The following is a 14,492-nucleotide window of genomic DNA, read 5'->3' on the forward strand; positions in this document are numbered from 1 at the left end:
ATTCAAGGTTAAAAAGCAACCAACCAAGAATAGTTGGATACGTTCCTAAAAAGAGTAATTCTACAGCCTCAACGCCCATTTAAGAGGCAAAATATAGTTGGCTAAAATAGGTGAACGGAGTGAACAAAAGCCAACTATATTTTGTCCTGCTTGAAATTCTTTTTATGTTTCAGTTACTCAGGGCTTAATATACATTTTTATACTTAGAAACCCAAGTTTCCAGCCTTCGATAAAGCCAACTTTTGGGGTGATTTGATGGTTTACTACAAAGCCAGTTAGAACTAAAAAAGAAATAAAAACTATTCCATAGACCAACTCGAATGTATCTCCATTTACGATAGTTTCAGGTAGCAACGCCATTAAAGCAAAACTTGCTAGAAGGAATAAAACGACGTTAATAATACTAAAGAATATATATTTAAATATAAAACCAAACATATTTATTTGCACCTTCCATGATTGAAACATAACAATTTAGTCTACGACATTTGTCGTTTTACAAACCGACAAATGTCTTTATATTACAATGATTTTATCCTAGCTATAAAATAAACAACTGTAAACAGTTAGTTAGATTCGCCTTACCTTTTCTAAATGTAGCAAAACCCCAAAATGGTGGAGATCAGTAATATAAGACATATTGCTATGTTGTAATAATGGCTACTTAGTTAACAGGTTATATTTTAAATATCTGTGTTTAAACCAATAACGTGTACACCTCATAACCCTTAAACCTGTAACTCGTTATTGCTTATAAAATTAGTTAAAAATCACAATCCACTTTTATTGAATCCTGTGTATTTTTACTTCATATTAAATACTATTATTTCTCACTTACATACCTAGAGTGTTGCATGAATGGGTTATGGATCTTAAACCGCGTTAACACCCTACGATGAATTGACGTATTTAATAGCCTTAAAACGAAGAGGCTCAGCAGTTTTAAAATTTGCAATTAATAGCTGACTTTACTAGTTATCCACCTCATAGCGTGTTGTTATATTTATTAGAACGGTAACTCATCACCATTAAAACTATAAAGCTTTCCCGTATTATCAATAGATAAATTCAGAATAACGTTCATAACTCCAAGAGCCGAATCTACAACATTTTCACTTGCTGTAGAGCCACCCATATCGGTTTGAACCCAACCGGGGTGAACAGCTACCACAGCCACATTATCATTAACAAGTTCTTGTGATAAGTTCACTACTAGCATATTGGCTGCTGCTTTAGACATTCGATAACCATACCAATCCACACTTTGTTCTAGCGACAAAGATCCCATAGCAGAAGAAATAACGGCTATCTTACATAAGCGTTTTTTATTTATTAAAGGTAAAAAGCAATGAGTTAAATATAGTGGTCCAAGTGAATTCACCTTAAAACACATTTCGGCATTAGCGTAATTAATAGTATGGATACTTGTGTTTTCTCGATCCAAATATCCCGCATTATTTACTATTAAATCTAATTTAATATTTTCCTCATTAAGTTTACTTGCCAACGTCTTAATTTTTTCAGGGCAAGTGATATCCATTAGTTCAATAGACAATTTATTTGGAAACTTACCTTTCAATGAAACTAGAGCAACCGCCATTTCTAGATCTCTACAGGTAACAATTACTGTCCATCCATTTATAAGGTATTGTCTGGCTAATTCGAAACCGATTCCCCTATTAGCACCCGTTATTAATACAACTAAGTTATTCATTGTTTATACCTATAAATCTTACAATTTAGTCTACGACATTTGTCGCCTAAAAATGACAAATGTTCTTATATTACAATGGTTTTACCCTAGCTATAAAATAAGTATTTGTAAACAGTTAGTTCAGTCTCAACTTTTCTAAATGCAGCAAAAATCCCAAATGATGGAGGTCAGTAATATCAGGCAAATTGCTGTTTAGTTGCACAGCTTGATTATTAGTTAAAAGGTTATATTTTAAATACCTGTGTTTAAACTAATAACGCGTTCACCCTTAAACCTGTAACTCGTTATTACTTATAAAATTAGTTAAAAATCACAATCTACTCCTATTGAATCCTCTGTATTTTTACTTCATATTAAATACTCTTATTTCTCACTTATTATGCTGTTATGTCATTTTTAAAATTTAGCCATGCACTTATTCTCACACTTGCTAGTACCTTACCGCTTACAAGCCATGCAGCGCTTGATAAAAATGAGCGTGAAATAGTAAAACAGGTCGATAAAAATATTCCTCAAGCATTGCAAGAAATAGAGCAAGCCGTAAATATTAATAGCGGGTCGCTTAATATTGAAGGTGTAAAAAAAGTAGGTGCGCTGACAAGTGAACAGCTTAAAGCCATTGGTTTTAAAGTTGAATGGCTGGATGGCAGTGCGTTTAACCGCGCAGGGCATGTATTAGCAACATATGAGAGTAAAAACTCCGATGCAATAAAAATACTGATGATCGGCCATATAGATACGGTATTTGCCAAGCACGATGACTTTACCACTTACAAACAGCTTGATGCCGATACAGCCAGTGGTCCTGGTGTTGCCGATATGAAAGGCGGTAACACGATAATAATTACCGCTCTTAAAAGCTTACAAGCCCTTAATTTACTCGAAAATGTAAGTATAAAAGTATTATTGACTGGCGATGAAGAAAGCAGCGGTCGCCCGCTTAGTTTATCTAAACAAGCTATTGTTGATGCCGCTATTTGGGCTGACGTAGCGCTTGGCTATGAAAATGGCGACAACAATATAAAAACAGCTATGGCGGCGCGCCGTGGTTATACCGGTTGGACGCTAAATGTAACGGCAAATGCAGCGCATTCGTCACAAATATTTAGCGAAAGCGTTGGTTATGGCGCTATTTACGAAGCATCACGCATTTTAAATGATTTTAGAGAGCAACTTGCCACGCAACCTAATTTAACATTTAACCCAGGGCTTATTGTAGGTGGTACAAATGCCGACTACGACAGTGCTAACTCGTCAGCAACGGCGTTTGGTAAAAGTAATGTAATAGCACAAACCGTGCATGTAGCAGGTGATTTACGCGCACTTTCGCCAAAGCAATTCGAAAACGCAAAAAGATCAATGCAACTCATTGCTAGCAACAGTTTAAATGGCAGTAAAGCAGAGCTTATTTTTGAAGACGGTTACCCGCCAATGGCATTAACTGATGGCAATAAAAAACTATTAGAATTATACAGCGACGCAAGCCACGATTTAGGCTTCAACAAAGTAGTAGCCGCCAACCCACGCAACGCAGGTGCAGCTGATATTTCGTTTGCGGCAAATCATGTTGATATGGCACTTGATGGTTTAGGTTTGATGGGCAGCGGCGCGCACACTAAAAACGAAACAGCCGATTTAACCAGCCTTGATAAAAACATTAAAAAAACGGCATTACTCATTTATAGATTAGGAAAACTGTAATAGTAAATGTATTTCAAAGATGAGCGTAGGCCAAATAATCACCGTCCTACGCTTGTACTTACTTTTAAGACATTATTTTAAACAATAATTCTCGCACTGTGGCCGGTTCAAACGGTTTATCACAAATAGCATCAACTCCCGCTTGAGCTATATTTGCTAGGTGCGTTTCGTTTGCCTCTGAGCTCACCATTAAAATAGGAATATGTGAGTAGCTATTTGAGCTTCTAACGGCTTCTGTTAGTTCTCGCCCATCCATTTCTGGCATATTGTAGTCGGTTACAATTAAGTCAAACGATTGGTTATTTAAGTGCTCAATAGCTTCTTTACCGTTTTCAGCTTCTACCGGGGCAGGTATTCCCATACCCGCAAGAACACGAATAATGTGTTTACGCGCAAAGCGGCTGTCGTCTACCACTAAAACTCGCAGCAGCGTTACGTCAAAATGATCAAGTTCTACTTCTTCTTCGCTTATAATATCGAGGGTTGCTTTGAGTGCGCGGGTAATGGCTTTTGCGCTAAAAGGCTTAGGCAAAATAGCTAGGACACCCGATTGGCGTAATTGCTCAAGGTATTTTTTATTACGCTCGCTCGATATAAGCATAAAAGGTTGATGCTCGGTGATAGGGTTTGATCTTATTTCTTGCAATAGTGAATCGGCTGTCCCGTCAGATAAATACATAGAGCTTATAACTAGATCAGGGTGATAACTTGCTAATAAGCTAAGCGCTTGTGTTTGTGTAGATGCAGTTTCAACTTGTTTTACACCACTTTCTAAAAGCGATTTTATTATTATTTTTTGCTGAACCTCTGAAGGCTCTACAAGTAAAATGGACAAGTTTGCTATTGCAGTTAAGTCGCTCATTCAGATCTCTTTAGTATTGTTATAATCAGGATAATAATAACATTTTTGACTCGTTAATATTATATAAAGAGATTGTAATATTTAAGAAAACATTATCAATCCCTTTAAAATATAGCACTTCTTAATTAGATTGAATGTAATCTAATGCATTCATTTTTTTATATGTGACGTTAGCGTGCAAAATATGTGCAGGCTCAGGGTCAACCACTTCAACAGGAATGTCGTAATTTCGGGCTATTTCAATTGCCATTTGCGTAATATTAACGCTAAACGAGGTGCCCATAAATACAATTTTATCGGCGTTGAGCATACGCTGTTGTGCTTCTGTTATTCTGTAAAGCTCGGTGTAGTACTCGTCAAATAATAAAACAAAGGGCTTAAATGAATGGTTTAGCACAGGCGTTTGGTTTTGAATATTAAATAGCTCAAAAAGAGACTCTTGCAGGCGGCTTTCTTCTACACTATCCCACGGGGTGGCAAGTGGCGTGACTGGCTCACCTTGCTCATGAAATAAGGTCATTTGATCAAGCCTGCCATGAATAGCAATGTAATTTTTATTACCCGCTTTGCCATCAAGCCCATCTATGTTTTGAGTAATTAGGTTTTTGTCACTTAGCCAATGGTGTACGTCGTTTGGGCCATGGTTGCGATACGCTGCAAAGCGATGGTAATACCATGCTAAAAACTCTTTAGGGGCATTTTGGTACATTGCGCGTGTTGCCATTTCCATAGGCGTATAATTTTTACTGCCTATGGTCCAGTAACCATCCTCCCCTCTAAAGGTGGGAATACCACTGGCTGCGCTGACTCCCGCCCCGGTAATGTAAAGGGTGTTCACTTTGGCGCCTCGTAACCGAGTACGTTAGCGCTTACTTGCTGACTGTTATCAATACCGCCAATTCGATATAAAACACCGCTGTGCTCAAGTAAACCACGATGATCCATGCTCTTTACTTCAACTGGGGATAAAATCTGCCATTCGTTTTTTTCGATACTAAAGCGCCAAACATGATCACTTGCTGATGCAGGTTTGCCGTCGTAGCCTATTGCGCTGTAGTTATATGGGTTATTAGAGCCTGCCATCATATAAATATTGCCATTATAGCTGGTAGCTGCCATTCGATAGTGAGCGGTGCCCGTTGGATGAGGCAACGTACGCCAATCTATTTTTTGTGGATTAGTTGAATCTATTGTGCCTTTTAAACACTGTGCTACACCTGCAAACGAGCGACGCGAATCAGGATTAGCTTGTGTTTTAACGCCATCACAAATAACAATGGTATTATCGCTAATTGCAGCGGCTTGGCCAAATACGGGCTCACCTAAAAATGGCGAGGCTTGTTGCCATGTATTATTTTGCGTGTCGTACACTTGCACTAAGTTTACGTTGCCGTCGTTATGCCAACCGCTAATTAGATAAATGAAACGCGCTTTGTAGCTCAGCGCGACGCTATCGTCTACGGGTACTGGCATGCTCGCAAGATGAGTGTAGGTATCTTTTATTACGTCGTACTTATATACGTCGGGGCTTGAAACTTCAGTATGACCCTCTGCTACCGTATAGCCGCCAAACACATAGGCGTACTCGCCTAAACCGACTGCGGTGCTTGCTAAGCGCCCTTTTAGTGGCAAGCTTGAAGGCACACCAGTTTTAGATTGCCACTGTGAATCGCCAACTTTAAGCGCCCACACTTTGTTATGCACTGACGAATGCTGTTTATCGCGCCCCAGCCCCATAAAGCTTAAAAAATAGGTTTGGTTTTGTACTGTAACTTTAGCCACAGCATTATTAGCAACTGGCTCTGGTAAAGCGGGAAGGCTTGCTAACGCAAGAGAAAAAAGAAGGCTCATAAGGCAAATAATTTAATAAGAATTAATACGCTCAGATTAAATTATTTTAACCTTGTGAGCCAGTATTGTTATATCTAAATAATCAAACGCTTTTGATTAGTAACCATATTAGTAGGCAATACTAATATGATTATTAACGTGCGCCGCATTTTGCGCTTCATCAACCATTGCAGTTGCATAATCAGTGACCGATACCTTGCTTTCGCCTGCATCATTAGTAAAAAATGTATTACTGCCGATACGGTAATCGCCTTCATTATCACCTGGATATAATTTGTGGACAGTTTATTTATGACGTAATTATCAGCAAACGGTAGTGCGTGCTTTCATCGACTTTTTAGCGCAGCACTGTCAAACCGATATTAAAAAATATGTCGGCAAGTAAGGCATTGTAGTTAAGGGCGCTGTGACTATTGTTTAAGCTAAGGTGATAGTTCAGCTTAGTTATTGAGGTAAATAGGTTACGTTATCTAAGCCTTGTTGTTTGTTTTTGTACATAGCTTCATCAGCATACTTTATGAGTTCGTGATCTGTTTGGCCGTGCTCGGGGTAATTTGCAATTCCTATACTGGGTGAAATATTTAGTAGTACGTCATCTAACTTAAAGACGGCTTTAAACTCAGTGAGGACTTTATTTTTGATTCTGACGGTTTCGTGGCTAGAACTTAAGTTATCTAAAATAATTAAAAATTCGTCTCCGCCTAAACGCCCTACTGTGTCGTAATGCCTAACCGACGCTGAAAGCCTTTTTGCTATAGCGCATAAAAGCTTATCGCCAATTTCATGTCCGTGAGTATCGTTTACTGCTTTAAAGCCATTTATGTCTATAAACAGCAAAGAAAAAAACGTGTTGTTTCTGGTTGCACTAATAATTACTTTTTCTAATCGATTCATCAATAATGATCGATTTGGTAGGCCAGTTAACACATCGTGCCGTGCCATATAATGGAGTCGATCTTCCATTACTTTACGTTCAGTTATATCGTGCGCGACAGCAATTCTTACTTGATGTTGCTCTGACCAACGAACAGACCATAATATATGAACTACTTGACCATCTTTTCTCATCCAACGGTTTTCAAAGCGAGGGTTCACCGTTTCGCCAGACAATAGCGATGTTACGGCATTATGCGTTTTATAATGATCACCTTCGTAAACATAGTTAATCATTTTTTTGCCTACAACTTCGTCGGCCGTATAACCAAAAATTTGCTCAAATGCTGCGCTTACAAAAACAAATGTGCCTTGTTTATCTACCACACAAACGGCATCAAGCATTAAATCGAGTACTTCTTCTACATTAATTAATTCATTTTTTTCCATACTTTGGTGCCTTCAAAGCAAAACCAAGCGAATTTAAGTATTCTATATACCTTTAATAAAAGCAAAGGTAATTGAAACTACAATAATAGTTAATACAAAGTTAGATTAATCGTGCACGTATAATTAATATCGCCCTTGTAAAAGCATGAAATGCAAAGTTAAATAATCAATAAGCGCAAAATACTTTGAAGTCCTTCAAAAATAGACTAAATTTTAAATAGTATATAATCATATAACTCTCAGTAACTTCTATTTTTTGACTCTTTAATAAATGTAATTGTATAAAATGTATCTACTTTATTTTTTAAATTTTACTGTTTTATTGGCCGAAGTTAAATTTTTTAACTACTACAAAATTAGTTGTTTTGATTTAATCGCATTTATACTTTTACGCTGTTAATGTATGTTAATATTGTGTGACATCACATGTATTACAAAAACAGTCATTGTTTTTGATTTTTTGATTGCGCAGGAGACTTTTGGGTGAAAATATCACAACGTTTATTTTGGCCATTACTTTTTGTGTGCCCTCTTGTAACGGCTGAGCCGTTTGAAGATGAAGACCTCGATCTTGATGCTTTAATGGGTATGGATGTGCAAGCGACTTCTGCGATGAAAAGAGCACAATCAGCATTTGATACCGCTTCATCTATTTATGTATTAAGTAAAGAACAAATTACTAAATCTGGTGCTACATCAGTACCTGAAGCACTAAAAATGGTGCCGGGTTTAATTGTCCGTCAGCTCGATAACAATCAATGGGCTATTTCCTCAAGAGGCATTGCCTCTCGCTTTTCAAGCAAATTATTGGTTATGATTGACGGACAAAGCTTATATACCCCAAAGTTTGCCGCTGTTTATTGGGAAACACTCAACGTTCCTTTGTACGATATTGAACGTATTGAAGTTATACGCGGACAAGGCGGATTACTTTGGGGAAGTAACGCAAATAATGGCGTTATTAATATCATTACTAAAAATAGTATTGATACTCGCGGTGGATACGCAAGTGTAACAACTGGTAATCAAATAAATGTTGATGCAAATCTTCGCTACGGTGGTGATATAAGTAACATAGGCAGCTACCGAGTGTATGGTCATTTAAAAGATGCTAATGAATCAAAAAAAGGGATCTCACTCGATCCTAACGACACAACTAAGCAAAATTCTTTAGGTTTTAGAGCTGACTTTACCCCTAATGATGAGTGGTCAGCACTACTTCAGGGTGATGTAACTCATTCCACACTTGGCCAAAACTACCGAGGTGTTGTCGATGAAACCAACGAAAACATTTCATTTTCAGATGATTTAAAGCGAACAGACACGCGCATAATGGCGCGCCTTGAAAACAGAATGTCGCCAGATGCCAATCAAATGCTACAAATTTCTTGGCTTAAACAAAATGGCTCTCAAAATTATATTAAAGAAGACTTTGAATCGATAGATATTGATTATCAAATGAACTTTATATATCAATCTCTACAGTTAGATTGGGGGTTGAACTACCGATACAATTCTATATCTTTCGCAGAAAGTGTATTTTTAGATAGCGATAAAAACTTTGATAGCCTCAAACAATATGGTGCACTTGTTCAAGCTCAATATAATGTGACTCCTGACACTCTCGACTTTATTATTGGTACTAAGCTTGATCATAACGATTTAACTGGCTGGGAAAATCAACCATCAGCAAGACTTATATACAAACCAGTAGATAACCACCTTACTTGGGGCGCAATATCGCGAAGTGTACGTACACCAACATTAATTGAGTTTAACGACAACTTTAAAGTTAATGGTACAGAAATTAAAGATCTTACCGGTTTAAGTTCAGGCTTTGACCAAATAGACGACTACCGAATTGCAACCTACCTAAATGGTAATGACAAAGTTAAATCAGAAAACTATCTATCTTATGAATTAGGCTACCGTTTTACTGCTAACGATTGGTCATTAGATCTTTCTACTTATTATACCGATGCTAAAAACGTAGCGGTTATTGATATGAATACGCATGCTGAACAATTCACTCCTATACTTGATTTATTTCTAGCAGGGAGAATTCCAGAAGTATTTCAAGCACTAACAATGACTCGTATAGATTTAGACTTTGCATCTGTAGCAAACACAACCACTAAAGGGTTCGACTTAGTAATATCATGGCAACCAATTAATAATCTCAATACTGAGTTTGGTTACAGTTACACCGACTATAACTACGATTTACCTCCTAGAGTAGAGCCCGCTATCGGGTATGACTCTAAAAACAGGCAGTTATTTGCAAAAGCCGATTATACATTCTCAACTGACCATAACGTATTTGCGACATTACGAGCAGTAAACTCAAATGCATATAATACTGATAATTACACAACGTTAGATGTTAGTTGGAATTGGCAGGCTACTCCTGTGTGGTCTACTGCAGTTTCGGGTAAAAACCTATTTTCAGGTTCACATATTGAGTACAGTAATACGCGCGAAACCTATACATTACCAAACTATATTGATGAATGTATTACGTTTACAATTTCAGCAAATTTCTAAGCTAATTAGATGATTAAATTAAGAAGTCTAATTCACAGAAGCTTGATAGCCTTGGTACTTTTAAGTACCAGCGTTGACGCTGTTGAAAAAGAATACATGCTAAAAGCAGGCTTCTTGTATAACTTTGCACGTTTTGGACACTGGGATTCTCATTTAGAACCCCTTGATCAATTTACTATTTGTAGCCCTGATAAATACTTTATTGATGTGGCTAACACCGCTCTAAAAAATCGCACTATAAAAAAATTACCTTTACATAATAAATTAGTCACTATTGATGAAGTCACTACATCTGCGTGTAACATGCTATTTATCACCTCAGATACATTTGCTCAGTGGCAAAACATAACTCCTTTAGATCTAAAAAATATTATGGTCATTGGTGAAACAGACTCATTTATTGAAAATGGCGGCCATATCAGATTCTTTCTTTCCAGTGGTAAAATTCGCTTTGAAATTGCACCACAACAGCTTAAAGATGCAGGCATTACTATGAGTTCAAAAGTACTACGACTTGCACGCGTTGTAGATAGGTAATGCAATGAAAAAACTATTTGCATTAAATACAATGAGCAAAAAATTATTATTCATCTTAATGAGTGTCGCACTTGTATCAACCGCTACAGTAACCATTGTATTTAGTGCTTATGAAATCACCAGCGCTCAAGAAGAACAAATAGAAAGCCTGGGGTCGCTGTCTAAAATGCTTTCACCCAATATAACTACTGCACTTATGTTTAATGACATAGATGCAGTACAAGAGCTTATAGACCCAATACTTATACGCTCAGATGTTATTAGTATAATGGTAACAAGTATGAGTGGTGAGCAACTTGTTATTGCTCAAGCCGAAAATGAAGAAATAGAACAAAGCATTGAGGTTAATACCCCCCTTCAGCTCGATATGCATGATTATGGCGTATTAAAAATACGCGCTAACAACAGTTACATTCAAGATAGAATCACTTTTTACTTTAAATTTATAATGATTTTGATGGTCTTTACCTTTGCTATCAGCCTCATTTTATCCCTTTTGCTAAGGCGCCGCTTTTTAAACCCTATTTTATATTTAGCACAAACAGCAAATAAAATAACAACGTCACATGATTATAGCTTACGCGCTAAACAACTATCACAAGATGAAGTAGGACAATTAACCTCTTGTTTTAACGATATGCTATACAACATTGAGCAAAGAGAAAGTTCATTAGAAAACCAAGTTAGGCTTCGTACTAATGAACTTGAAAATGCAAATATTCAGTTGCAACAATATGCTTACCAAGACGGGTTAACCGATTTACCAAATAGACGGTATTTTTATGAGAAACTACAAAGCTTAATAAGTGTTGAAGGAATGAAATTCGCACTTATATTTATAGATTTAGATGGTTTTAAAGAAGTAAACGACAGCCTTGGGCATGACTACGGTGATTTATTATTACACCAGGTAGCAACGAGGCTGCAAAGCTGTATAACAACAAAAGATACAGTAGCACGCTTAGGTGGAGACGAATTTACATTAATTTTAGAGGGTGTAAATAGCCCAGATGAAGCATCAAAAATTGCCGAAGCTGTAAAAAGTAGTTTAATGCAGAGCATTAAAATAAAAAAAGAAACAGTCTATGTTACCGCAAGCATAGGTTTAACGTTTTTCCCTGCTGATGGTTTAACAGTAGAAGAGCTCGTTAGACGTGCTGATCAAGCGATGTATTTATCTAAAAATAAAGGGCGGAATCGCTATGAGTTTTTCTCCTATGCTATCGAAGAAAAAGCCACAGAAAAGCGTCGCCTGATAGAAGAGATACGCACTGCAATTGTTAAAAACCAATTTGAATTATATTACCAACCTATATTTTCAATTGATGGGAAATCAGTACCAAAAGCTGAAGCCCTTATTCGTTGGAACCACCCTGAACGAGGCCTAATAGGCCCCAATGAATTTATACCTGTCGCTGAAAAAAACGGATTAATAAACGACATCGGCCAATGGGTAAAATCTCAAGCAATTCAAGATACCGTCCAATTCAATGTTTTAAGTGAAAAGACAATTCAAGTCAGTGTAAATACATCACCTCTTGAAATTGACCGCGCTGGTTGCTGGGTGGATGAATGGATTGTTGCAAGTAAAAAGTACCAACTACCCGCCAACACTATTTTAATTGAAGTCACTGAAAATACCTTAATGGATCCAGATTCGTCAATACAGCGACAATTAAAACGCTTAAGCACTATTAATATAGACATAGCGATTGACGACTTTGGTGTTGGTTATTCTTCTTTGGCGTATTTACAGCGCTTAGATATAGACATTTTAAAAATAGATCGCTCATTTATAAGCGATATTGAATCAAACGATAATAGTATTGCTCTCGTTAAGGCTATTATCACTATGGCTCACAACCTAGATGTAATGGTGGTAGCGGAAGGTGTTGAAACACAAAAACAGTATGACCTATTAAAGCTGCTTGCTTGCGATTATATTCAAGGCTACATTTTTTCAAAGGCAATTACTAAACAAGAGTTTATGAAAAAGTATATAAAACAAAAAGAAGTGATCTAATTTATGTCTATCGTGCTAGATTTTAGCAATTCAACACAGAACACTTCTTTACTCTTGCGTTAAAATTTCATGTATTTAAAGCTTAATCCCAAGCTATAACCAGCGAGGGACTAGTTGCTTGTACTCTTTATATTGTATTGAAAAGCGATGAGCTAAATGAGCTTCTTCAACTAACGTCTGTCTATATATAGCTATAAAACCAATAACCAAACAGGTCAAACTAAATATACTAGGTAAGGCTAAAAAGAAACCCACCTGTGCAGCTACAACACCTAAATACATCGGATTCCTAGAGTATTCATATAATCCTGATGTTTTAAGCTCATGTGGTCCCTTAGGATCAATTCCTGAACGCCAAAGTGCTGCCATATGAAAATGTACAAACATCGTCAAAATAAAACCTGCACTCAATAAAATATCGCCAAATAATACACCTGGCCAGCCATTGAGAATTGGGAATAGCCCAAGGTAGCTATCTAACTCAGGTACAAACACTCTAATTACACATATAAACCAAATAGCAGCTCTGAAAAACTTAAAAACCATATGGTTCCACCAACTAGTACAAAACTTATCTCCGGGATAAATAACGCCTGATGGTGTGTCTCGATTTTTATAAATAATTCTAAATGTATAAAAGCCCGCAACAAAAGTATAAAAAATAGCTAAGTAAATACGTGTAAATTCAACTAGCGAAGTAGAGTCATCTAAAAATGTTTCATAGGGCATCTAGTTACAGCTCACAATCATTATTGGTAGTAATTTTAAAACAACTAACTCAATAAATTTTAGTTATAAGGTCATGAAATTATATTAGTATTCATTGCCTTCATAAACAAGTTAAGTCAGAGGTTTGTTAACGAGTAATCATTAACTAATACCATTAATTTAAAATAACTTTGATTTATGAGGATCTCATACTTTTTATATAATACCAATCTGCTTATATATTTGAATTGATATTATTCACTCATATTTTTACATTCTATATATGCAAAAAAACGACTATTTCGGTTAGGACTTTCTTTAATTTGAAGCTTTGTACAGTGCAATAGTGCCCTCAGCGTTAGGACGTCACAGTGAAATACTGCACTCGCATCGGCGATGCCACTTTAACTAGTTAAATTAAGTAGATTATTCACTGAGAGACGCTTCGCTCTAGAGAAATACCTGTATCACTTTTCTAAAAATGTAAAAAGCCGACTCTTTTTGAAACGGGCTCTCTAAAATGTGAAGCTTGTGTAATGTCATGGTGCACAGCGGTAGAAAGTCACGTAGCAAATGCTGCTGTATTGGCCGACTGAGATATTGAGGGGTTTTGTTGTGATTTTAGCGTCGGGAGTCGCTACGCTCGCCCTACGTGATGGATGTTGATGTGAGTGTGTGTTAATTGCGCACATTTCACTTTTCTACAGACGTAAAAAAGCCTGAATCTCTAGATTCGGGCGCTCTACAATGTGAAGCTTGTGTAATGTCATAGTGCCCACAGCGGTGGAGGGTCACGTAGCAAATGCTATTGTATTGGCCGACTGAGATATTGAGGCTTTTTGTTGTGATTTTAGCGTCGGGAGTCGCAGCACTCGGCCGCCCTACGTGATAGGTGTTGATGTGAAAGTGTGTTAATTGTGCGTATTTTACTTTTCTGCAAACGTAAAAAAGCCCGAATCGTTAGATTCGGGCTTTCTACAATTTGAAGCCTGGTAATGTCGTAGTGCCCACAGCGGTGGAGAGCCACAGTGAAATGCTACACTATCATCGGTCGAAGCTTTGGTTTCACTACTGAGTTAGGCATGGGCTCTTGGCTATTTATCAAATCCCAGACAGAAAAAAACCCGTCACATTGCTGTAACGGGTCTCTACAATTTGAAGCCTGGTAATGTCCTACTTTCACATAGCAAATGCTACACTATCATCGGCGCTGTTTCGTTTCACTACTG

Annotated in this window: 10 protein-coding genes; 4 read left to right on the forward strand and 6 right to left on the reverse strand. The window is 37.1% G+C overall.

The window, feature by feature from the left end; genetic code table 11:
- Positions 1-1,006 precede the first annotated feature (1,006 nt).
- Complete coding sequence (locus tag I6E85_RS20185; protein ID WP_024592025.1) at positions 1,007-1,714, reverse strand: SDR family oxidoreductase; 708 nt, start codon at positions 1,712-1,714, stop codon at positions 1,007-1,009.
- A 387-nt stretch (positions 1,715-2,101) separates the two neighbouring features.
- On the opposite strand from I6E85_RS20185, the gene I6E85_RS20190 reads away from it, so the two are divergent.
- Positions 2,102-3,415, forward strand: coding sequence for a M20/M25/M40 family metallo-hydrolase (locus I6E85_RS20190; protein ID WP_197237287.1), 1,314 nt, complete (start codon positions 2,102-2,104; stop codon positions 3,413-3,415).
- A gap of 64 nt (positions 3,416-3,479) precedes the next feature.
- Here the strand turns inward: I6E85_RS20190 and I6E85_RS20195 are convergent, their stop codons facing one another.
- From I6E85_RS20195 to I6E85_RS20210, 4 genes are all read right to left on the reverse strand, one after another.
- Positions 3,480-4,277: a response regulator gene (locus tag I6E85_RS20195; protein ID WP_024592027.1), complete on the reverse strand. Its 798-nt coding sequence runs from the start codon at positions 4,275-4,277 to the stop codon at positions 3,480-3,482.
- 121 nt (positions 4,278-4,398) lie between these two features.
- Complete coding sequence (locus I6E85_RS20200) at positions 4,399-5,115, reverse strand: Sir2 family NAD-dependent protein deacetylase (RefSeq protein ID WP_024592028.1); 717 nt, start codon at positions 5,113-5,115, stop codon at positions 4,399-4,401.
- Complete coding sequence (locus tag I6E85_RS20205; RefSeq protein ID WP_197237288.1) at positions 5,112-6,128, reverse strand: kelch repeat-containing protein; 1,017 nt, start codon at positions 6,126-6,128, stop codon at positions 5,112-5,114. Before I6E85_RS20205 ends, I6E85_RS20200 begins: the two co-directional genes overlap by 4 nt.
- Before the next feature lie 444 nt (positions 6,129-6,572).
- The gene (locus I6E85_RS20210) at positions 6,573-7,451 is read right to left on the reverse strand and encodes a sensor domain-containing diguanylate cyclase (protein ID WP_024592031.1); all 879 of its coding nucleotides are present in this window, start codon (positions 7,449-7,451) and stop codon (positions 6,573-6,575) included.
- Between the two features lie 483 nt (positions 7,452-7,934).
- Between I6E85_RS20210 and I6E85_RS20215 the strand changes: the two genes are divergently transcribed.
- From I6E85_RS20215 to I6E85_RS20225, 3 genes are read left to right on the forward strand one after another with little or no spacing between them, the layout of a single operon-like run.
- Complete coding sequence (locus tag I6E85_RS20215) at positions 7,935-9,995, forward strand: TonB-dependent siderophore receptor (protein WP_024592032.1); 2,061 nt, start codon at positions 7,935-7,937, stop codon at positions 9,993-9,995.
- Between the two features lie 9 nt (positions 9,996-10,004).
- Positions 10,005-10,532, forward strand: a complete 528-nt coding sequence (locus I6E85_RS20220) for a YfiR family protein (protein ID WP_007586256.1) — start codon at positions 10,005-10,007, stop codon at positions 10,530-10,532.
- Positions 10,533-10,536: 4 nt separating this feature from the next.
- Positions 10,537-12,555 (forward strand): bifunctional diguanylate cyclase/phosphodiesterase, encoded by a 2,019-nt coding sequence (locus I6E85_RS20225; RefSeq protein WP_197237289.1) that lies wholly within the window; start codon positions 10,537-10,539, stop codon positions 12,553-12,555.
- Between the two features lie 93 nt (positions 12,556-12,648).
- On the opposite strand, the gene I6E85_RS20230 is transcribed toward I6E85_RS20225, so the two are convergent.
- Complete coding sequence (locus tag I6E85_RS20230; protein ID WP_024592034.1) at positions 12,649-13,284, reverse strand: isoprenylcysteine carboxylmethyltransferase family protein; 636 nt, start codon at positions 13,282-13,284, stop codon at positions 12,649-12,651.
- Positions 13,285-14,492: the final 1,208 nt, after the last annotated feature.

The sequence above is a fragment of the Pseudoalteromonas sp. NZS71 genome (assembly GCF_015864715.1).
GTDB classification, from domain to species: Bacteria; Pseudomonadota; Gammaproteobacteria; order Enterobacterales; family Alteromonadaceae; genus Pseudoalteromonas; species Pseudoalteromonas arctica.

Coding starts and splice junctions, on each gene's coding strand:
- I6E85_RS20185 (WP_024592025.1), bottom strand. CDS start 1,714: ATGAATAACTTAGTTGTATTAATAACGGGTGCTAATAGGGGAATCGGT.
- I6E85_RS20210 (WP_024592031.1), bottom strand. CDS start 7,451: ATGGAAAAAAATGAATTAATTAATGTAGAAGAAGTACTCGATTTAATG.
- I6E85_RS20195 (WP_024592027.1), bottom strand. CDS start 4,277: ATGAGCGACTTAACTGCAATAGCAAACTTGTCCATTTTACTTGTAGAG.
- I6E85_RS20225 (WP_197237289.1), top strand. CDS start 10,537: ATGAAAAAACTATTTGCATTAAATACAATGAGCAAAAAATTATTATTC.
- I6E85_RS20205 (WP_197237288.1), bottom strand. CDS start 6,128: ATGAGCCTTCTTTTTTCTCTTGCGTTAGCAAGCCTTCCCGCTTTACCA.
- I6E85_RS20230 (WP_024592034.1), bottom strand. CDS start 13,284: ATGCCCTATGAAACATTTTTAGATGACTCTACTTCGCTAGTTGAATTT.
- I6E85_RS20190 (WP_197237287.1), top strand. CDS start 2,102: ATGTCATTTTTAAAATTTAGCCATGCACTTATTCTCACACTTGCTAGT.
- I6E85_RS20220 (WP_007586256.1), top strand. CDS start 10,005: ATGATTAAATTAAGAAGTCTAATTCACAGAAGCTTGATAGCCTTGGTA.